This window comes from Tabrizicola sp. (assembly GCF_041911175.1).
GTDB lineage: Bacteria > Pseudomonadota > Alphaproteobacteria > Rhodobacterales > Rhodobacteraceae > Tabrizicola.
On record NZ_JAYRPN010000028.1, the window covers coordinates 1 to 19,765 of the forward strand.

General features: G+C 66.8%; 21 protein-coding genes. 13 read left to right on the forward strand and 8 right to left on the reverse strand.

Going from position 1 to position 19,765, the window contains the following annotated elements; translation table 11 throughout:
• Window positions 1–400 precede the first annotated feature (400 nt).
• Entirely contained in the window at window positions 401–658 is a 258-nt protein-coding gene (locus tag ACE3P6_RS03420; protein ID WP_374391633.1) for a YjhX family toxin, read from the forward strand.
• Between the two features lie 177 nt (window positions 659–835).
• Here the strand turns inward: ACE3P6_RS03420 and ACE3P6_RS03425 are convergent, their stop codons facing one another.
• Window positions 836–1,396, reverse strand: a complete 561-nt coding sequence (locus tag ACE3P6_RS03425) for a DUF4189 domain-containing protein (protein WP_374391635.1) — start codon at window positions 1,394–1,396, stop codon at window positions 836–838.
• Window positions 1,397–1,731: 335 nt separating this feature from the next.
• Here ACE3P6_RS03425 and ACE3P6_RS03430 point away from each other — a divergent pair, with 335 nt between their 5' ends.
• Both ACE3P6_RS03430 and rpoH read left to right on the forward strand, forming a co-directional pair.
• The gene (locus ACE3P6_RS03430) at window positions 1,732–3,708 is read left to right on the forward strand and encodes a potassium transporter Kup (RefSeq protein WP_374391637.1); all 1,977 of its coding nucleotides are present in this window, start codon (window positions 1,732–1,734) and stop codon (window positions 3,706–3,708) included.
• A gap of 179 nt (window positions 3,709–3,887) precedes the next feature.
• Window positions 3,888–4,784 carry an RNA polymerase sigma factor RpoH gene (gene rpoH / locus ACE3P6_RS03435; RefSeq protein ID WP_374372807.1) on the forward strand — a complete coding sequence of 299 codons (897 nt, stop codon included), beginning with the start codon at window positions 3,888–3,890 and terminating at the stop codon, window positions 4,782–4,784.
• 43 nt (window positions 4,785–4,827) lie between these two features.
• Here the strand turns inward: rpoH and ACE3P6_RS03440 are convergent, their stop codons facing one another.
• Window positions 4,828–5,430 carry an outer membrane protein gene (locus ACE3P6_RS03440; protein WP_374391639.1) on the reverse strand — a complete coding sequence of 201 codons (603 nt, stop codon included), beginning with the start codon at window positions 5,428–5,430 and terminating at the stop codon, window positions 4,828–4,830.
• Window positions 5,431–5,618: 188 nt separating this feature from the next.
• Between ACE3P6_RS03440 and ACE3P6_RS03445 the strand changes: the two genes are divergently transcribed.
• The 5 genes from ACE3P6_RS03445 to ACE3P6_RS03465 all read left to right on the forward strand — a co-directional run bounded on the left by ACE3P6_RS03445 (window position 5,619) and on the right by ACE3P6_RS03465 (window position 10,770).
• Window positions 5,619–6,311, forward strand: coding sequence for a phosphatidylserine decarboxylase (locus ACE3P6_RS03445; protein ID WP_374391641.1), 693 nt, complete (start codon window positions 5,619–5,621; stop codon window positions 6,309–6,311).
• A gap of 3 nt (window positions 6,312–6,314) precedes the next feature.
• A complete protein-coding gene (gene pssA / locus ACE3P6_RS03450) occupies window positions 6,315–7,067 on the forward strand; it encodes a CDP-diacylglycerol--serine O-phosphatidyltransferase (RefSeq protein WP_374391643.1) in 753 nt (250 codons plus the stop codon).
• An 85-nt stretch (window positions 7,068–7,152) separates the two neighbouring features.
• On the forward strand, window positions 7,153–7,773 hold the full coding sequence (locus ACE3P6_RS03455) for a class I SAM-dependent methyltransferase (RefSeq protein WP_374391645.1): 621 nt from the start codon (window positions 7,153–7,155) through the stop codon (window positions 7,771–7,773).
• A 45-nt stretch (window positions 7,774–7,818) separates the two neighbouring features.
• A complete protein-coding gene (locus tag ACE3P6_RS03460; RefSeq protein WP_374391647.1) occupies window positions 7,819–8,802 on the forward strand; it encodes a Gfo/Idh/MocA family protein in 984 nt (327 codons plus the stop codon).
• Window positions 8,803–8,943: 141 nt separating this feature from the next.
• Window positions 8,944–10,770, forward strand: coding sequence for a M3 family oligoendopeptidase (locus tag ACE3P6_RS03465; RefSeq protein WP_374391649.1), 1,827 nt, complete (start codon window positions 8,944–8,946; stop codon window positions 10,768–10,770).
• Here ACE3P6_RS03465 and ACE3P6_RS03470 read toward each other — a convergent pair.
• A complete protein-coding gene (locus tag ACE3P6_RS03470) occupies window positions 10,767–11,183 on the reverse strand; it encodes a host attachment protein (protein ID WP_374391651.1) in 417 nt (138 codons plus the stop codon). The genes ACE3P6_RS03465 and ACE3P6_RS03470 overlap by 4 nt on opposite strands.
• 134 nt (window positions 11,184–11,317) lie before the next feature.
• On the opposite strand from ACE3P6_RS03470, the gene ACE3P6_RS03475 reads away from it, so the two are divergent.
• Both ACE3P6_RS03475 and ACE3P6_RS03480 read left to right on the forward strand, forming a co-directional pair.
• Window positions 11,318–11,620 (forward strand): hypothetical protein, encoded by a 303-nt coding sequence (locus ACE3P6_RS03475; RefSeq protein WP_374391653.1) that lies wholly within the window; start codon window positions 11,318–11,320, stop codon window positions 11,618–11,620.
• A 316-nt stretch (window positions 11,621–11,936) separates the two neighbouring features.
• Window positions 11,937–12,392 carry an MmcB family DNA repair protein gene (locus ACE3P6_RS03480; RefSeq protein ID WP_374391669.1) on the forward strand — a complete coding sequence of 152 codons (456 nt, stop codon included), beginning with the start codon at window positions 11,937–11,939 and terminating at the stop codon, window positions 12,390–12,392.
• A gap of 61 nt (window positions 12,393–12,453) precedes the next feature.
• Here ACE3P6_RS03480 and ACE3P6_RS03485 read toward each other — a convergent pair whose 3' ends face one another.
• From ACE3P6_RS03485 to ACE3P6_RS03495, 3 genes are read right to left on the reverse strand one after another with little or no spacing between them, the layout of a single operon-like run.
• Window positions 12,454–14,655, reverse strand: coding sequence for an RNA degradosome polyphosphate kinase (locus ACE3P6_RS03485; RefSeq protein ID WP_374391655.1), 2,202 nt, complete (start codon window positions 14,653–14,655; stop codon window positions 12,454–12,456).
• Window positions 14,656–14,700: 45 nt separating this feature from the next.
• Window positions 14,701–15,378 (reverse strand): chromosomal replication initiator DnaA, encoded by a 678-nt coding sequence (locus ACE3P6_RS03490; protein ID WP_374391657.1) that lies wholly within the window; start codon window positions 15,376–15,378, stop codon window positions 14,701–14,703.
• Window positions 15,375–16,508 carry an AI-2E family transporter gene (locus ACE3P6_RS03495; protein WP_374391659.1) on the reverse strand — a complete coding sequence of 378 codons (1,134 nt, stop codon included), beginning with the start codon at window positions 16,506–16,508 and terminating at the stop codon, window positions 15,375–15,377. The genes ACE3P6_RS03490 and ACE3P6_RS03495 overlap by 4 nt, the downstream gene beginning before the upstream one ends.
• Window positions 16,509–16,730: 222 nt before the next feature.
• Here ACE3P6_RS03495 and ACE3P6_RS03500 point away from each other — a divergent pair, with 222 nt between their 5' ends.
• The 3 genes from ACE3P6_RS03500 to ACE3P6_RS03510 are packed head-to-tail and all read left to right on the forward strand — an operon-like array spanning window position 16,731 to window position 18,170.
• Window positions 16,731–16,994, forward strand: coding sequence for a PepSY domain-containing protein (locus ACE3P6_RS03500; RefSeq protein ID WP_374391661.1), 264 nt, complete (start codon window positions 16,731–16,733; stop codon window positions 16,992–16,994).
• Window position 16,995: 1 nt separating this feature from the next.
• Window positions 16,996–17,643, forward strand: a complete 648-nt coding sequence (locus ACE3P6_RS03505; protein ID WP_374391663.1) for a cytochrome b/b6 domain-containing protein — start codon at window positions 16,996–16,998, stop codon at window positions 17,641–17,643.
• Window positions 17,640–18,170: a helix-turn-helix transcriptional regulator gene (locus ACE3P6_RS03510; RefSeq protein ID WP_374372777.1), complete on the forward strand. Its 531-nt coding sequence runs from the start codon at window positions 17,640–17,642 to the stop codon at window positions 18,168–18,170. Before ACE3P6_RS03505 ends, ACE3P6_RS03510 begins: the two co-directional genes overlap by 4 nt.
• An 11-nt stretch (window positions 18,171–18,181) precedes the next feature.
• On the opposite strand, the gene ACE3P6_RS03515 is transcribed toward ACE3P6_RS03510, so the two are convergent.
• Both ACE3P6_RS03515 and ACE3P6_RS03520 read right to left on the reverse strand, forming a co-directional pair.
• Window positions 18,182–18,958: a carbohydrate ABC transporter permease gene (locus tag ACE3P6_RS03515; protein WP_374391665.1), complete on the reverse strand. Its 777-nt coding sequence runs from the start codon at window positions 18,956–18,958 to the stop codon at window positions 18,182–18,184.
• Window positions 18,955–19,765: carbohydrate ABC transporter permease (locus ACE3P6_RS03520; RefSeq protein WP_374391667.1), on the reverse strand; the 811-nt coding region annotated here is incomplete at its 5' end. The genes ACE3P6_RS03520 and ACE3P6_RS03515, both read right to left, overlap by 4 nt.

Below are 19,765 nucleotides of genomic sequence, written 5' to 3' on the forward strand. Positions count from 1 at the left end.
GAGCGTCTCGGTCCGGGACTTGCTCACCCCCACCCGCGGCAGTAGGCGTTGCGTGAGGGCGGTGACTGCAGGGCTTTCCATCGGACGCTCCCTTGGCGAGGAAGAGTCCGACAGAAAACCACAAAGCATCGCCCTCACCAAGTTACTGTCGTGTAGGTTAAGCATTTAGAAAGCTTTGCCCGGCCCCGGCTGCGACGGTTGCGCGGGCCGGTTCCTATGTCTATCTTGCGCGCAGCACGGGCCGACCCGGCCCAGGGAGTGCGCCTTATGCGAGAGACTGTGGCACGCCGCTGACGTCATCCGCCCGCTGAACCCGGCGGGTCGCGGGATGACATGAGCGACCGACGAAGCGCCTTGGCCTTCGTCCGGTACGGCATGCCGACAGACTCCGGAATACCCAATGAACATCTCACGGACCGAGCAGCGCGTGCTGCACGTCCTCGCCCTTGGCGGGCGTATCGACCATTCCCGCAACGGCACCAAGATCGACGAGATCCTCTGTGTCACCCGCGACGGGCTGATCCTGTCCGATTGCACGATGCCCGTCTTCCATCGCCTGCGGCGCAAGCGGCTGATCGCGTCCTCTGGCGGCGGCCCCTACCGCATCTCGCGGTTGGGGCGGCTGTCGGTGCGCGCGCAACCGGACAACCAGGGCTGAGGCGATCCGGCGTCGGGCGTGCGGCAGGTGTCGCCCCCCTCCGTGGCCCTCCCCCCCCGGGCGGGGGCGCATCTTGCGGGCAGCGGTTCCAGGGGCCCGGGCGGCTGCGCGCAAGGCCGCGACCGGAGCCTCCGGCGGGAGTATTTGCCGCCAGGAGGAAGCCGCTGGCGGGCAGGGTCAGTTCGAGATCCAGGCGGCGGGGCTGTCGAGGACCTTCTCGATCTGGCACTGCTTGCCGCCCTGCTGCTTGCAGGCGCGAAGGGCCTTCTTCTTTGCCTGCCGGGCGTCTTCGCCGTGGTCGGAATAGAGCGTTCCGGCAGTGTCCACCGCAACGGCGATCGAGCCGTTCACCACCCAGGTCGCGGCGCGGCAATCGACGAAGCCCGACGCGTTGCATTGCGCTACCGCGCCATTGTCCGCCTCGGCCCGGCTGGCGGCATTGACATACCAGGAATAGGTCGGCCCCCCGTTCGCATCCTGCCCCCAGGCGAGGGTGCCGTACTGGTCGACCCAATAGCCGCCGGGGTCGCCGCCGCCATCGCCGTAGCCGCCGCCGTCATCCTCGCCGACATATTCGCAGAGCGGGGTGGATGCGATACCGTTGCCGCCCTCGGTCTGGCCGACGATCACCTCGCCCGGTCCGGGATTGCCGCAGGGGTATTCGGCCAGGGCCTGCGAGGGCAGGAGCGCGAAAAGCGCAAGCGGGGCCAGGGCGAGGGGGAAAGACGGGAAGCGCATGGGGAACCTTGGGAAAGACTGATCCAGGCCAAAGCCATAGCGGCAATTTCCGGCGCTGTAAGGTTGGGAAATCCCGATCCAAGGCCGGGGGGCGGGCCTGCGTCCAAGCGGGTTTCGGCCACCATGCAGGTGCAGCATATTGTCACAGGGGCGTTATCGGCGTATGACTCCCGCCATCGCCGACTCACGGTCGGCAACGGCAGCGGAGCCAAGACGCACCCCTCCTGCCAGGGGGGACCCGGATCGAAATGCCGCAAAATGCGGTGTCGCGCATCCCGGACAAGCCGACCCAGACCCCGACATTTCCCACCATGATCAACACCCAAGGGTGATCCATGATTCACGACCCGATTCCCCGGGACGCCGATCCCGCAGTGCCGCTGCTTGACGAAGCGGCGCTGGACATCGCCGACTACCTGCGCTCGGAAGTCCGCGCGGGCGACATCCACAGCGCCGAGACCCGGAGCCACGGCCTTGCCGCCCTGACGCTGGGCGCGTTGGGGGTGGTCTATGGCGATATCGGCACTTCGCCGATCTATGCCTTCCGCGAGGCGCTGAAGGCCACCGGCGCGGCGGTGCCGGGTCAGCCCGAGGTGCTGGGCATCCTGTCGCTCTTGATCTGGACGCTGATCCTGATCGTGACGGTGAAATATGTCGTCTTCCTGCTGCGCGCCGACAACCGGGGCGAGGGCGGCATCCTGGCGCTCTACACGCTGGTCCGGCTGGCGGCGGGCCGACGGTCGGTGCCGGTGCTGCTGCTGGCGCTAGCGGGCGCGGCGCTTTTCGCCGGGGATGCGGCGATCACGCCCGCGATTTCCGTCCTGTCGGCGGTGGAGGGCAGCACGCTGATCCTGCCCGGCATGGCCGGGTATGTCCTGCCGGTCACGATCGCGATCCTGGCCGCGCTTTTCGCCGTGCAGCGGACCGGGACGGCGCGGGTGGCGATGTTCTTCGGCCCGGTCTGCGCGCTGTGGTTCCTGGCGCTGGCCTGGCTGGGGGTGGCGCAGATCGTGGCGGCGCCAGAGGTCTTGCGCGCCTTCAGCCCGCTTTGGGGCCTGTCGTTCCTGACCGGCCATCCCGGTGTCGCCTTCGCGGTGCTGGGCGCGGTCTTCCTGGCGGTGACCGGGGGCGAGGCGCTTTATGCCGACCTTGGCCATTTCGGGCGGCGGCCGATCCGGCTGGCCTGGTTCGCGCTGGTGCTGCCTGCGCTGGTGCTGAACTACCTTGGCCAGGGCGCGATGGTGCTGACCCACCCCGAGCGGGCGGGGGAGGCGTTCTTCGGGCTTGCCTCACCGGGGTTCCTGCCGGTGCTGGTGTTGCTCGCGACGGCGGCGACGGTGATCGCCAGCCAGGCGGTGATCACCGGGGCCTATTCGATGGCGCAGGGGGCGATCCAGCTGGGCTTCCTGCCCCGCCTGCGCATCCGCCACACCGCCGAGGGGCAGAGCGGGCAGATCTACATCGGGGCGGTCAACTGGCTGCTGCTGGGCGGCGTGCTGTGGCTGGTCGTGGCCTTCGGCTCTTCGGGGGCGCTGGCCTCGGCCTATGGCATCGCGGTGACCGGGACGATGGTGCTGACCACGCTGCTGGGCGCGCTGTATCTGGTGCGGAGCGGGCGGTTGCGGAGGCCGGTCGCCGGGCTGGTGGTGGCGCCGGTGCTGGCGGTGGAACTGGTGTTCCTCGCCTCGAACCTGGCGAAGATCCATGACGGCGGCTATGTGCCGGTGATCGCCGCGCTGGTCATCGGGCTGGTGATGTGGGCCTGGTGGCGCGGCGCGCAGGCGGTGCGGATGCGGGTGGCGAAGACGGCGATCTCGGTGCCGGGCTTCGTGCGGATGATGCGGGATTCGAGCGTCAACGTCATTCCGGGCACGGCCTTCTTCCTGACGCCGGACCGCGATGTCGTGCCCTCGGCGCTTCTGCACAACATCAAGCACAACCGGGTGCTGCACGAACAGACGGTGTTCCTGACGGTGGAGACGCTGCGGGTGCCCTATGCCACGGCGGACGAAAGGGCCTCGGTGGAGGCGCTGGGCGGCTGTTTCGTCCGGCTGGTCCTGCGCTTCGGCTTCATGGAGACGCCGAACGTAAGCCGGGCGATGGCCCATGCCCGGGCGGCGGGCTTGCGGTTCGACGTGATGGCCTCGACCTTCTTCCTGGGGCGCAGGCGGGCTGTGGCGACGGGGCAGGGGGTGGAGCTGCTCCTCGACCGCGCCTATGTGGCGCTGAGCCGGATCGCGGCGGACCCGACCGACTTCTACCACCTGCCGCGCGACCGGGTGGTGGAGCTGGGCGAGCGGGTGGCGATCTGATCGAAGCGCCGCGCCTGACAATCCCGTGACCCCTCTGTCACAAAGCTTTGCGCGCGACGGAGGGAGCCACACCTTGCGTTAAGAGTTCGGTGCGAGATGGGTCTTGCAAGCGGGCGTCGGTTACTTTAAGTTATCGACTTCCCGGGGGCGCTGACGCACCGGGCAAACCAGGGGGCACGATGAGCACCTATACCAATCTTCCCGCGCCGAGCCCGGAACAGGGCTTGAACCGGTATCTTCAGGAAATCCGCAAGTTCCCGCTTCTGGAGCCGGAACAGGAATACATGCTGGCGAAACGCTGGGTCGACCACCAGGACGCCAATGCCGCGCATCAGATGGTGACGAGCCACCTGCGCCTCGCCGCGAAGATCGCGATGGGCTACCGGGGCTACGGCCTGCCGCAGGCCGAGGTGATCAGCGAGGCGAACGTCGGGTTGATGCAGGCGGTCAAGCGCTTCGACCCGGAAAAGGGCTTTCGCCTCGCCACCTATGCGATGTGGTGGATCCGCGCCTCGATCCAGGAATACATCCTGCGGTCGTGGAGCCTGGTGAAGCTGGGCACGACCAGCGCGCAGAAGAAGCTGTTCTTCAACCTGCGCAAGGCCAAGGCCAAGGTCGGCGCGCTGGAGGAGGGCGACCTGCGCCCCGAGAACGTCGCCAAGATCGCCAAGGACCTGTCGGTGTCCGAGGATGAAGTGATCGCGATGAACCGCCGCCTGTCGGGTTCGGATGCGTCGTTGAACGCGACGGTGGGGTCGGACGGCGACAGCGCGACCCAGTGGCAGGACTGGCTGGAGGATGAAGACTCCGACCAGGCCGAAGCCTATGAGGAAAAGGACGAGCTTGACGCCCGCCGCGCGCTGCTGGTGCAGGCGATGGCGGTGCTGAACGACCGCGAGAAGGACGTGCTGATGCAGCGCCGCCTGGCCGACGACCCGGTCACGCTGGAGGAGCTGTCGGAAAGCTACGGCGTCAGCCGCGAGCGCATCCGCCAGATCGAGGTCAGGGCCTTCGAGAAGTTGCAGGCCCGGATGCGGGAACTCGCCAAGGGCAAGGGCATGCTGGTCCCGGCGTAAGGATAGGATAAGAAGGGCGGCTCAGTCGATCCGCCCTTCTTCATCAAAACCGCATCGCGTATCCGACCGAGATGTGGGTGGCATCCATCTCGTAGTTGTGGATGTCGCCATTGTAGAAGTCGATCTGGTCCTCGCCATAGTTCGTGCGCTCGATCTCGAACCGGACGAAGGATCTTTCGCTGAGCGACCAGTCCAGGCCAAGGGCGATGGACGTGCCGGTGGCGGTGTCGTCCCAGACATCGGCATCCAGACCGCTGCCCGCATGGTTGGCTTGCCAGCTTGTGCGGGTGGCACCGACCGCAAGGTAGGGCAGCATCTTTCCGCTCACAAAGCCGATGCGCCCGCGCAGCGCAAGCGAATGCAGTGCGGTCGCCGGCCTCAGATAGTTGCCGTCATCGCTCTCGCCGGAATGTTTGGTCGCTGCAAGCTCTGCGCCGTAGACGAGGTTGCCGGACTGGAAGTTGTAGCCGGCAAAAAGGCCCAGGCCCGCGCCGTTCACGTCGACCGGCCCGTCGCCGTAGCTCAGGTCGTTGGGACTAATTGAATCGTAGCTGAGTGCGCCTCCTGCATAGAAACCTGACCAGTCCTGCGCGGCGGCAGGGGTGGCAAGACAAAGCAGGAAAAGCAATCGCGCGGTCTGTTTCATTGGGGAACCCTGTTTGCTGGAGTGTCCGTGTATTTGATCGGTGAACTGTCGAATAGAAATATGCGAAATCATGGTGTTGCAATGGCCTTCTTAAGGCATTCGGCGTTTCGGTCGCATGCGGCGACTTGTTTTCAATTGCCTGCAACCGGCGTGGCAAGTACTAGGCACCCATCAGACAGGATTGCCCCATGCGTATGATCGACACCGTCATCAAGCCCATGCACCCCGAGGGCTACAAGTTCGTCGCGGCCTTTGCCGTCGTGACGCTGGTCCTCTTCTGGCTCTGGGATCCGCTGGGCTGGCTGGGCCTGGGCCTCACCGTCTGGTGCTACTACTTCTTCCGCGACCCGAAGCGGTCGGTGCCGGAAAACGCGGGCCTTCTGGTCAGCCCGGCGGATGGCGTCGTCAGCCTGATCGAACGCGCGGTGCCCCCGGCCGAACTGGGGATGGGGCCCGATGCGCTGGTGCGGGTCAGCGTGTTCATGTCGGTCTTCAACTGCCATGTGAACCGCGCGCCCATCGCGGGCCGGGTGACGGCGGTGGCCTACCGGCCGGGGAAATTCTTCAATGCCTCGCTCGACAAGGCTTCGGAAGAGAACGAGCGCAACGCGCTGGCCATCGAGCTGGCGGACGGCCGCAGGATCGCCGTCGTGCAGATCGCGGGCCTTGTCGCCCGGCGCATCGTCTGCTGGAAGAAGCCGGGCGACAGCCTGCGCACCGGGGAACGCTTCGGCCTGATCCGCTTCGGGTCGCGGCTGGATGTCTATCTGCCGGAAGGCGTGCATCCGCAGGTCGCGCTGGGGCAGACGATGGTTGCCGGGGAATCGGTGATCGCGCTGATCGGGCAGGACGCGCCCGCCCGTTCCGCGCGGGTGGAGTAGCCGATGGCCCGTCGCCCGGACGATACCCCGCGCGAGCTTCTGCTCCTGAAGCTTCTGCCGAACCTGGTGTCGATCCTGGCGCTGTGTTCGGGGCTGACCGCGATCCGCTATGCCATCGCCGGGAACTTCACGCTGGCGGTCCTGCTGATCGGCGGGGCGGCGGCGCTGGACGGGCTGGACGGCCGGCTGGCGCGGATGCTGAAATCGGAAAGCGCCATCGGGGCCGAACTCGATTCTCTTTGCGATTTCGTCAACTTCGGCGTGACCCCGGCGCTGGTGCTCTACATGTGGGGACTGCGCCCGGAAACCAGCCTCGGCTGGATTGCGGTGCTGGTCTATGCCGTCTGCTGCATGCTGCGGCTGGCCCGCTTCAACGTCGGCAGCAAGACCAGCGTCGGCGAAGCGGCCGAGAAGACGAGCTTCATCGGCGTGCCCTCGCCCGCCGGGGCGCTGCTGGTGCTGTCGCCGCTCTATCTCTCGAACGCCACCAACCATGTGCTGCACCCTTCCCCGGTGCTGGTGGCGGCCTGGATGGTCGGAATCGGCGCGCTGATGATCAGCCGGGTGCGCACGCCCTCGCTGAAGCGGATCACCATCGCGACCGATCTGGTCCGCTATGCGCTGGTCGGCGCGGTGGTTGTCGTGGCGGCACTGCTGACCTACCCCTGGGTTACGCTGCTGACGCTTTGCCTGGGCTACCTGGCAGGCGTTCTCTGGCTGGCGATGCGCAGTTTCCAGGCGTCGCGTCTTCGCTGACCCCTGGGCGAAATCCGGATTTGTGCTTGCCTCCCCGGCCCGACCGCGCAGAGTTGCGTCGGAAAATTTCAAGGGAATCATATGCATGCAAGTAGAGGCCATCCAGAAGTCCTATCGTCGCTGGGCGCCGGTCTATGACCTGACCTTTGGCCGGATCACCCAGGGCGGTCGCCGGATGGCCGCGGCGCATGTCAATGCTCAGGGCGGATCGGTGCTTGAGGTCGGGATCGGAACCGGCCTTGCGCTGGATTTCTACGGGTCCCATGTCCGGGTGACGGGCATCGACCTGTCCGCCGAGATGCTGCGTGAGGCGGAGTTGAAGGCGAAGAAGCGCGGCCTGCGCAACGTGGCGGGCCTGCACCAGATGGATGCGCGCGAGATCACCTTCCCGGATGCAAGCTTCGACCATGTCGCCGCGTTGCATGTGATGTCCGTGGTGCCGGACCCCGAGCGGGTGCTGGAGGAGATGGCCCGTGTGGTCCGCCCCGGCGGCTCGGTCATGATCGGCAACCATTTCGCCGGCCATGCCGAGGGCTGGACCCTGGCCGAGCGGCTTGCGGCGCCCCTGGCGAACCTCCTTGGCTGGCACGCGGATTTCGCCATCGACCGCGTCCTCGGCCACCCCTTGCTGCGGCTGGAGGAGCGTGCCCAGGTGCGTCCTTTCGGGCTGATGACTTTCCTGCGCTTCCGCCGGGTTGAAGGTTAGCGCAAAACCTGCCCTAGTGTGCGGAAAAGCCGGGGGAGGGATGAGATGAAGCCTGTCAGATGGGGTGTGCTGGGCGCGGCCCGCTTTGCGCGGGAGCACATGGCCCCGGCGATCCATGCCGCCGAGGGGGCGGAGCTTGCCGCGCTGGCGACGTCTGACCCGGCGAAGGCCGCAGGCTTCCAGGCCTTCTGCCCCGCGCTGACGGTCCATTCGTCCTACGAGGCGCTGCTGGCCGACCCAGGGGTCGATGCGGTCTACATCCCGCTGCCGAACCACATGCACGTCGAATGGACGCTGAAGACCCTGGCTGCGGGCAAGCATGTGCTGACCGAAAAGCCCATTGCCCTGAAAGCCCGCGAGATCGACCAGATCATCGCCGCGCGCGACCGCACGAAACTGCTGGCCGCCGAGGCCTACATGATCGTCCACCACCCGCAATGGCAGCGCGCGAAGGACTGGCTGGAGGCGGGAGAGATCGGCGATCTGGTCCATGCCGACGTGGCCTTCAGCTTCAACCTGACGGACCTTGGCAATATCCGCAACCGGCCCGACGCGGGCGGCGGCAGCTTGCGCGACATCGGGGTCTATACTTTCGGCTCGATGCGCTTCGTCACCGGGGCCGAGCCGGTGGACATTTCGGCCCGCATCCATCGCGACAATGGCGTCGACACTTTCGCGCAGGTCGCCGCCACGATGGAAGGGCCGAGAGGGCGGTTCACCTATGGCTCGATGACCTCGATGCGGATGTACAACCGGCAGGTGGCGACCTTCCAGGGCACCAGGGGGATGATCCGGCTGGAGGGCGGGCCGTTCAACGCCAACGTCAACGATCTGGCCGAGGTGGAGCTGCACCAGAACGGCAACCGGGTGGTGGTGGAACGCTTCCCGACCGCCAACCAGTACAAGCTGCAGGTCGAGGCCTTCGGGCGGACCGTGCGCGAGGGCGTCCCCTATCCCAGCCCGCTGGAATTCGTGCGCGGGACGCAGGCGATGATGGACCGGGTCTACGACGTGGCGGTCGAGATCTGACGCGCCGCTCGTCGATGCCTTCGGCACTCCTCGCGGGGGTGTGACCCGACGAGAAGCCGAAGGCGCACGAGGAGGCGGTCCGGGACTTTTCCCGGAGCCCGCGCAAGCATAGATGACAGTGACAGTTTTCCGGAGAGAGCGATGACCCTGAACCTGCCCCAGCCCGTATTCGACGCCAATGCCAGCGGGGGCGGGTTTGGCGATCTGCCAAGCTGGGACCTGACCGACCTCTACCTCAGCGCCGATGGCCCGGAATTCGCCGCCGACATGGCAGAGCTGGAGCGCGCCTGTGCCGCCTTCGCCAAGTCCTATGAGGGGCGGCTCGGCCGGCAGGACGCGGCGGGCCTGCTGGCCTGCGTGCAGGAATACGAACGGATCGAGATCATCGCCGGGCGGCTGATGTCCTATGCGGGCTTGCGCTACTACCAGAACACCGTCGACCCCGAACGCGCGCAGTTCATGGGAAACGCGCAGGACAAGGTGACGACTGCCACCACGCCGCTGGTGTTCTTCTCGCTCGAATTCAACCGGCTGGACGACGACCATCTGGCCCGGCTGCTGGCCGCCAATGCCGACCTTGCCCGCTACAAGCCGGTCTTCGACCGGATGCGCGCGATGCGGCCGCACCAGCTGTCGGACGAGCTGGAGAAGTTTCTCCACGATGAGTCCGTGGTGGGGGCCTCCGCCTGGAACAAGCTTTTCGACGAGACGATGGCGGGGCTGATGTTCGCCGTCGAGGGAGAGCCGGAAGAGCTGAACCTGGAAGCCACGCTGAACCTCCTCTCCGACCCGGTGCGGTCGCGGCGCGAGGCGGCGGCGCATGCCTTGGCCGGGGTGTTCGAGACGAACATCAAGCTTTTCACCCGCATCCACAACACGCTGGCGAAGGAAAAGGAAATCCACGACCGCTGGCGCAAGATGCCCACCCCGCAGACCGGGCGGCACCTGTCGAACCATGTGGAACCGGAAGTGGTGGAGGCGCTGAGGAATGCCGTCGTCGCGGCCTATCCGAAGCTTTCGCACCGCTACTACCGGTTGAAGGCCAAATGGATGGGCCTCGACAAGCTGCAGATCTGGGATCGCAACGCGCCCCTGCCGACCGAAACGCCCCGCACAGTGGACTGGCTTGAGGCGCGCAGGACGGTGAGCGAGGCCTATGCCGCCTTCGACCCGCGCATGGCCGATCTGGCGAAGCCCTTCTTCGACAAGGGCTGGATCGACGCAGGGGTCAAGCCCGGCAAGGCGCCCGGCGCCTTCGCGCATCCGACCGTGACCACCGTCCACCCCTATGTGATGCTCAACTACCTCGGCAAACCGCGCGACGTGATGACGCTGGCGCATGAGCTGGGCCACGGCGTGCATCAGGTGCTGGCGGCGGGGCAGGGGGAGCTTTTGTCTTCCACCCCCCTGACCCTGGCCGAAACCGCCAGCGTCTTTGGCGAGATGCTGACCTTCCGCAAGCTTCTGGACGGCGCGAAGACCCCGGGCGAAAAGAAGACCCTGCTGGCGGGCAAGGTCGAGGACATGATCAACACCGTCGTCCGGCAGATTGCCTTCTACGATTTCGAATGCAAGCTGCACGCGGCGCGGGCCGAAGGCGAGCTGACGCCGGAAGACATCAACGCGCTGTGGATGTCGGTGCAGGCCCAGAGCCTCGGCGATGCCTTCGAGTTCATGCCGGGCTATGAGACCTTCTGGGCCTATATCCCGCACTTCATCCATTCGCCCTTCTACGTCTATGCCTATGCCTTCGGTGACGGGCTGGTGAACGCGCTTTACGCCGCCTATGCCGGGGGGTTGCCGGGGTTCCAGGAGAAGTACTTCGCCATGCTGAAGGCGGGCGGCTCGATGCATCACAAGGAATTGCTCGCGCCCTTCGGCCTTGACGCCAGCGACCCGAAGTTCTGGGACAAGGGCCTGTCGATGATCGCGGGCTTCATCGACGAGCTGGAGGCGATGGAGACCTAACCCACCAGATGCGCGGCAAGGGCGTGGTCGGGAATGTCCGACAGGTCCTTGTCGATCTCCTGCACGATCTCGGCGGCCAGCGCCCTGGGCATCGCCTGGCGCAGGACGCCCAGCATCTTCGGCCCGGCGACCAGAACGATGCGGCCCGCGCCGCCCTTCTGCCATTCCGCCTCCAGCGCGGCGACGATGTGCTTCGCGAGGCGCGGGCGTTCGATTTCCGCCGGGCTGCCGGTTTCGTGGCCGAAGCTGATCCCGCCCGCCCGGTTGCTGCCCGGATCGGTCAGCGCATGCGAGACATCGGCGAAATCGTCCGACCCGGCAGCATGGATCGGCTCCATATGCCCGGCGTTGCCGCGCAAAAGGCGAAAGCTGCGGTCGTCGGCGATGCAGTACAGCGTGTCAGCGGCTCTCATCGGAGGCCCTCCTTCTGGCATTCTGCCGCAGATCCGGCAGCCCGGTCCTGCGGCGGATTCGCGCAAGGGGCCAACGCAGGGCTTGGCAAGCCGGTTCCGCCGACCTAGCTTCCGGGGGCAGACCGGAGGTCCCGATGCCCAAGCTTGTCCGGCTCTATATCCAGAGCGTCGCCATAGGTTTCGCCCTCTCGGCAGCCTTCACCGGCGGGCTTCTCTGGCTGGACGTGGCGGGGCTTGGCCATCTGGTGATGGCGTCGAGCATCGGCTGGATCGCGGTGGCGATGCTGGTGGTCTTCAACGGTATCATCTTCTCGGCGGTGCAGTTCGCCTACCGGATCATGGCGATGGCCGAAACGGACGAGGGGCCGCAGGGCGGTCGCGGGGCGCGCGAGCCGGTGCTGCAACCCGCGCCGGTGAAGGTTTCCGTCCGGCGCTAGGGGTGGCGGGCCCGCAGCAACCGTGAGGGCCGGGGTTTTCCCGAGAGCCAGAGGTCTCAGGTGGGCGCCAGATACCCGGACCAGGATCCGGGCAGAGCCAGCCCCCGTTCGCTTGCTTATCGGCCACTGGAAAATTGGCCCCGCACGCGAGGAGCAGAACCCGCCAAGGCTCAAGATAGGGCGCGGAGGGGGTGGGTGCAAGCGTCGGTCGGTTTTGCCGGGCGCTGCCCCAAGTCAAAAAATTTTCGCGAAAATTTTTAGACAGGTCGCGTATCTGGACAGATGTTCACCTTTGGTTCATGATCGCCGCATGGATATGCCGGTCGATAGTCCCGAACTCCTGCCCGCGCTGCCGGGCCAGCGGCTGCAGCGCGGCGTCTGCCGGGGCCTGCGCGCGCTGGATTTCGTCTGCGTCGAGGAGTTGATCCCCACCTCGGGCCTGCGCGTCGATGTGATGGCGCTGGGGCCGAAGGGCGAGGTCTGGGTGGTCGAATGCAAGTCGGGTCGGGCGGATTACCGGGCAGACCGCAAGTGGCAGGGTTACCTCGACTGGTGCGACCGTTTCTTCTGGGCAGTGGATGCGGATTTCCCGGTCGACCTGTTGCCGCCGGACACCGGGCTGATCCTCGCCGATTCCTACGACGCCGAGGTGGTGCGGATGGCGCCCGAGACGCCCTTGTCCGGCGCCCGGCGCAAGGTGGTGCTGCGGACCTTCGCCCGGGCGGCGGCGGGGCGGTTGCAGCTGCTGCGTGACCCCGGCGCTGGCGTCTGAGGGCCAAATTCCTTAAGCAAGGAATTTGTCAAAATCCTTACTCAAGGATTTTGGGTCTGCCCTACCGCGCCGTCACCACGCTTGCCGTGTCGCCGTCCTTCACCTGGATCAGCCTCGGCGCGTCCTTCGCTGCCGTCCCGCGACCGGACAGCGAGGGGTTCTGCATGAAGAACTGGTGGCAGCTGAAGAGCTTCGCCCCCTCCGGCCCCAGGTCGCGGGCATAGCTGCCGTCGGGCGACAGCACCCAGCTTTGCGCCTCGTCGGCAAGGTTGGCGGCCATGATCTGGCTGAGGATCTGGTTCTTCACCGTCGGGTTCAGCGCCTCGACCAGGGTTTCCACCCGGCGGGTCAGGTTGCGGCCCATCCAGTCTGCGCTGGAGAAGAACACCCGCGCCTTCTTGGTGGGCAACCCGTGGCCGTTGCCGAAGCAGACGATGCGGGAATGTTCGAGGAACCGCCCGACGATCGACTTCACCCGGATGTTCTCGCTGAGCCCCTTCACGCCGGGGCGCAGCCCGCAGATGCCGCGCACCACGAGGCTGATCTTCACCCCGGCCTGGCTGGCAGCGTAAAGCGCGTCGATCACGTCGGGCTCGATGATCGAGTTCATCTTCGCCCAGATTTCCGCAGGCCGCCCGGCCCGTGCGTGCTCGGCTTCTGCCGCGATCAGTTCCAGGAGGCGCGGCTTCAAGGTGATGGGCGAGATCGCAAGGTTCTCCAGCCCCTCGGGCTGCACATAGCCGGAGAGGTAATTGAACACCTTGGTCGCATCGCGCCCCAGCGCCGGGTCGCAGGTGAAGAAGGACAGGTCGGTGTAGATCCGTGCGGTGATCGGGTGGTAGTTGCCGGTGCCGTAATGGGTATAGGTCACCAGATGGTCGCCCTCGCGCCGCACGACGGTGCTGATCTTGGCATGGGTCTTGTAGTTGACGAAGCCGTAGACGACATGCGCCCCCGCGCGCTCCAGCCGCCGCGATTGCCGGATGTTCGCCGCCTCGTCGAAACGCGCCTTCAGCTCGACCAGCGCGGTGACCGATTTCCCCGCCTCCGCCGCCTCGCAGAGCGCGGTGACGACCGGGCTGTCCCAACTTGTCCGATACAAAGTCTGCTTGATCGCCAGCACGTTCGGGTCGGTCGCCGCCTGCTGCAGGAAGCGGATTACCATGTCGAAGGTCTCGTAGGGGTGATGCAGCAGCATGTCCTTCTGCCGGATCGCCGCGAACATGTCGCCCTCATGGTCCTGCACCCGTTCGGGCACGCGCGGGGTAAAGGGCGGCCACATCAGGTCTTGCCGTGAGGGCAGGATCAGTTCCTTCAGGTCGGCGACGCCCAGAAGGCCCTTGACCTCGACCACCTCGTCCTCGCTGACCGCAAGCTCTTCCATGATCAGGGCGCGCAGGTCCTCGGGGGCACCGGCGGACATCTTGAGCCGGATCACCTCGCCCCGGCGACGGCGCTTCAGCGCGGTCTCGAACTCGCGCACCAGGTCTTCGGCCTCGTCCTCGACCTCCAGGTCGCTGTCGCGCAAGACGCGGAAGGTGCAATGGCCGCGGTCGGTATAGCCGGGGAAGAGCATGTTCAGGTGCAGGAGCAGCAGCTCTTCCAGCGGCAGGAAGCGGTGCTCGCCCTCTTTCCCCGGCAGCGGCACGAAGCGGGCGATCTGCTGCGGGATCGGCAGCAGCGCCTTCAGCTGGCGGCGGTCGGCCACCCGCTCCAACTCCAGCGCCAGCGAAAAGCCGGTGTTCGGGATGAACGGGAAGGGATGCGCCGGGTCGATGGCCAGCGGCGACAGCACCGGAAAGACATTCGACAGGAAGTGGCTTTCCAGATGCTTCAAGTCGCGCGCCGTCAGCTTCGGGCGGGCGACAAGGGTGATCCCCTCCGCCTCCATCTCTTTCCGCAGCCGGTTGAACGTGGTCTGCTGCGCCTGCATCAGCCGCCGCGCCTCGGCGTTGATCAGCTGCAACTGCTCCGCCGGGCTGCGGCCATCCTCGGACAGGGTGGCATTGCCGTTCCTGACCAGCGCGCGCAGGCCCGCCACCCGGACGGTGTAGAATTCATCGAGGTTGGTGGCGCTGATCGACAGGAAGCGCAGCCGTTCCAGAAGCGGCACGGCGGGGTTCGCGGCTTCCTCCAGCACCCGCCAGTTGAAGGCCAGCCAGGAAAGTTCGCGGTTGAAGAAGCGGCCCGGTCCGGCGGTTTCCGCGAAGGGAAGCTCGACAGGGGCGGGGAAGGATGCGCGGAGGAAATCGGCCTGGGTCATGGACGGGGTTATGCTGCGGAGAAGTGAAAGCGTTGTGACAGTCTTTCACTCGGGGTCGATGCTGTCCAGCACCTCGCCCGCCAGCGTCCGGGTGATCGGGCGGCCCGCCGCCAGCGCCCGGGTATCCAGCGCCGCGACCAGCGCGCGGGCCGTTCCGATGCTCCGGGGCATTCGGCTGAGGAGATATGGGATCAGGTTCGCGGGCACCGCGACCTGCCGGTCGGCGAAGAGCTTCACCAGCACGGCGGAGAGAAGGGCGTCATCGGGGGCGTCGAGATGCGCGATGGGGGTGGCCTGCATCCGGCTGATCAGGTCGGGCAAGGTCAGCCCCCAGTCGCGTGGCGGGGTGCGGGCAGTGAGCAGAAGCGCGCCGGTCGTGGTGACAAGGTTGTGCAGGTGGAAAAGCTGCGCCTCGGCCTCCGCGCCGCTCGAAGCGATCCGGTCGGCATCCTCGACCACCACGGCGCGGCCCGACAGGCCCGCGATGTCGATCCCCGGCAGACTGTCGGCGGGCAGGACCACCGCCCCGGCTTCCACTGCCCAGATCTGCGCCAGATGGCTTTTCCCCGCCCCGTCGGGCCCGACCAGCAGCAGCTTCCTGCCCGGCCAGCTTTGCCAGCCCTCCACCGTCTGCAGCGCCAGCGCGTTCGAGGAAGCGACGAAGAAATCCGCGCGGGTCATCGCCTGACGCCCCGGCAGGTCAAAGGCAAGCTGGCGGATCACGCGCCCTCTCCGGCCCCGCCCGACTTGCGGCTGCGCCGGGGTTTGCTGTCGACCGGATCGGGTGCGGCGGGCAGGATCGCGGCCTTGCCCTGGTACAGCAGGCTTGACCGGTATTGCTCGATGGCGAAGCGGGTCAGGACCCCGATGGCGGCCGCGACCGGGACCGCGATCAGCATGCCAACGAAACCGAAGATGGTGCCGAAAGCCGACAGGGCGAACAGAAGCCAGACCGGATGCAGCCCCACCGACTTGCCGACGAGGCGCGGGGTCAGGACGTTGCCTTCCATGAACTGCCCGATGGCGAAGATGGCGGCGATGATGCCGATCTGGAACCAGTCCCCCCAGAACTGGAACAACGCCAGCCCGATGGCCAGCGTGCCGCCGACCAGCGCGCCGATATAGGGGATGAAGGTGATCGCTCCGGCAATCGCGCCGACGATCAGGCCGAACTGCAGGCCCGCCAGCATCAGCGCCACGGCATAATAGGTGCCCAGCACCAGGCAGACCGAGACCTGCCCGCGCACGAAGCCCGCCAGCACGGCGTCGATCTCGCGCGCGAGGCGGCGGATGGTGGGGGCGTGGTCCAGGGGCAGCATCGAATCGATCCGCGCCACCATGTCATCCCAGTCGAGCAGCAGGTAGAAGGCCACCACCGGCACGACCACGATGAACAGCACGATCGAGATCACCCCGAGCGCCGAGGTGAGCACCCCCTGCGCCAGTTCCGCGCCGCGCGACTGGATGGCCAGGCCAATCTCGGCCAGCGTCTGCCGGATGGTCGAGGTGGAATCGGCAAGGTCGGGGAAGCGTTCCAGCAGGAACCCCTGCAATTTCCGGGCAATGTCGGGCGCGGCGTTGATCAGCGCGGTCAGCTGGTTCACCAGCGTCGGGATCACCGAAAGCACCATCAGCACGAACAGCAGCAGCGCAGCCAGCGAGATGACCGCCGTCGCCGCGACGCGACTGAGGCCCAACCGCTCCAGCCGGTCGGCAATCGGGTCAAGGAAATAGGCGATGGCGCCGCCGACGATGAAGGGCAGCAGGACATCGCCCAGAAACCAGATGACAAGGAAGAACACCGCCGCCGCGATGCCCCAGAGCCGGATCTGATCCTTGTTTGGCAGGGCCATCCGCCGCTTCCTTCCCTTTGCCCCACATATCGCCGCAGGACGCGGGTGGCGCAAGGGGCGTGACCGGCGAAAACCCGCTGTCAGCATGCGCTTAGGCCGCTGGCGGTAAGCGCTGCCGGGATGGAGGCCCGGGGCGAAACCCGTCAGGTGCAACGGCATCCGGGGCACGGTGTCCCGGCCCGGCCGGCTCCGCAAGGGCAGGCCCAAGCGAAAGGCAAGACCATGAAGACCAAGCTTCTTTCGATTCTCGCGCTGTGCTCGCTGCCGCTGTCGGCGCTGGCCGCGCCCGTCGTCGGCGACATGATCGGCACCGACGCCGAAACCGCCAAGGCGGCGCTGGAAAAGGCCGGTTGCACCGTGAACGCGTTCGAGGCCGAGGACGGCAAGATCGAGGCCAAGTGCACCGACACCGCCACCAACAAGGCGATGGAAGTCTATATCGACCCGGCGACCGGCAAGGTTGCCGACATCAAGTCGGAAGACTGACATGGCCACCCCTCGGACATTGGCCGCAGAGCCGACCGTCGCCCCGCCCCCGGTCTGGGACCCCGTCGTCCGCCTGACGCATTGGGGGATCGCCATGTCGGTCCTGATCAACGCGCTGGTCAGCGATGGCGGCAGCCTTCTGCATGTGACGCTGGGCTGGCTGGTGATGGCGCTTCTGCTTCTGCGGCTGGTCTGGGGGGTGCTTGGCCCTGCCGAGGCGCGCTTCTCGGCCTTTCCGCCGAACCCGGTCGCGGCGCTGCGTCACCTGGGCCAGCTTCTGACCGGGCGGGTCGCGCACTACCCCTCGCACAACCCGGCCGGGGCCCTGATGGTCTATGCCTTCTGGGCGGCGCTGGCGGTGGTTGTTGCCACCGGACTGCTGATGACCGGCGGTGCGACACCGATGCAGGTGGCCGAAGAGAAGGCAGCGGTTGCATCCGGCGACTGGTCTGCTTTGATCAAGGACGGCGAGAGCGAATCCTCCGACGAGGACAAGCGCCTGCGCCACACGGCTGAAGAGGTGCATGAAGTGGCGTCAAACCTGTTGCTGTTCCTTGCGGCGCTGCATGTCGCCGGGGTCTTCGTCGAAGGCCGGGCGATGCGCCGCAATCTGGTCAAGCCGATGCTTCTGGGCGAAAGGCGCAAATGACCGCGGTCATCGATCTGCGCAACGCGGGGCGGCGCCAGACGGCCGCCCTGTCGGTGTTCCTGCTGGTCCAGACGCTGGGCACGGTGTTCTTCGTCGGCGATGTGATCGGCGACCTGCATGCCGACCCGATCTCGGGCCATTTCATCTTCGAGGCCGTGGTGACGGCGGCGCTGGTGATCGGCATCGTTTTCGGTGCCCATGCCCTGCGCCGCACGATCGAGCTTCTGCGCGCGCAGGAGCAGGCGCTGGCCGTTGCACGCGGCGCGCTGTCGGACGTGATCGACCGCCAGTTCCAGGCCTGGGCGCTGACCCCCGCCGAGCGAGACGTGGGGTTTCTGGCGCTGAAGGGGCTGGACGTGGCCGAGATCGCCGATCTGCGCGGGGCGGCGCAAGGGACGGTGCGGGCGCAATTGACCCGGATCTATTCCAAGGCCGGCGTCTCGGGCCGCGCACAATTCGCCGCCTTCTTCGTCGAGGACCTGCTCGGCGCGGGCGTCCCCGAGATCACCCAGACCGCCGCGCAGTAGCGCCGCCCGTCTCAGGCCCGCAGGGTGAAGCCGCGTGCCAGGTGGTTCCGCACGAACCAGATCATCGCCAGCCCCGGCACCAGCGACAGGCAGGTCATCGCCATCACCATGCCGATGTCTGTCTGGAAGCTGAACATCGCCTGGATCGCCATCGTGATCGGCTTGCCCCCGGTCACGGTCAGGATGCGGGCAAACACGACCTCGACCCAGGAAAAGATGAAGCAGAAGAAGGCCGCGACCCCGATCCCCGGCGCGATCTGCGGGATCAGGTGGCGGAAGAAGAACGACAGGCCGGAATGGCCGTCGAGGAAGGCGGTCTCGTCGAATGCGCGCGGCACGGCGCGGATGAAGCTTTCCAGCACCCAGATCGCCACCGGCAGGTTGAACAGGCAATGCACCAGCGCGATGCCGACGGGCGAGTTGACCAGCCCGAACCGGCTGAACAGGATGAAGATCGGCAAGGACAGCACCACGGGCGGCGTGACCCGGAACACAAGGATCGCCAGCAGGAAATGCCGGTCGCCGGTGAAGCGGTGCCGCGCCAGCGCATAGGCCGCAGGCAGGCCGAGCGCGATGCAGAGCGCGACGTTCAGGCTGACGTACAGAGCCGAATTGACCATCGCCGCCCGCAGTTCCGGCGCGGCCAGCACGCTGCGGTAGTTCATCAGGCCGATGGCCCCCTCGGCGACCTGGTCGGTCGGCAGCGTCGCCGTGAAGCTGAGCAGGATCGCCTGCACCAGCGGCAGCAGGATGAATGCCGCCAGTGCGGCCAACCCCAGATGCCTCATCCCTCGCGCTCCCGGGTGGCGGCGACGAAGGCCCAGACCACCGCCAGCACGATCAGGAAATACAGCGTCGCCCGCGCCGCCGCCTGGCCGTAGGAAAAGCCCTTGATCTCCTCGCCCAGCTCCAGCGTCAGGAAGCGCGTCGCATCGGACGGCCCGCCTGCGTTGATCGCGAAGGCCTCGGTGTAGATCATGAAGCTGTCGACGAAGCGGAGCAGGAACACGATGGCCAGCGCGCCTGCGATCTTCGGCAGCTGGATATGGCGGAACGTGGCCCAGCGGGAGGCCCCGTCGATGGCCGCCGCCTGCAGGTAGGCGGCGGGAATGGCCGACAGCCCGGCATAGGCCAGCACCACCACCAGCCCCAGCCAATGCCAGGTGTCGACCGCCAGGATCAGCGCCCAGCTGTGCCAGCCGGTGAACTTCCAGTCGAAGCCCACCGCCGCAAGCCCCGGCCCCAGCAGCCCGGTCTTCGTATCGACCAGCCCCAGCCAGAACATCGGGATCATGTTCCACGGCACCACCAGCGGCAGGGCCACCAGCATCAACCCCCAGACCGCCCGCCTGCCGTAGCCAAGCAGCAGAAGCGCCACCCCGATCCCCAGCGGCACCTGGATCGCCAGCGCAAGGGTGGAGAACAGCAGGCTTCTGCCCAGCGAGGCGAGGAAGCGGTCGGAGCCAAGGATATCGGTGAACCATTGCAGGCCCACCCAATAGACATCCTGCAACGAGAAGATGTCGTGGAAACCGTAGTTGATCACCGCCAGCAGCGGCAGCGCGCCGACCAGCCCCAGAAGCGTCAGCGCGGGA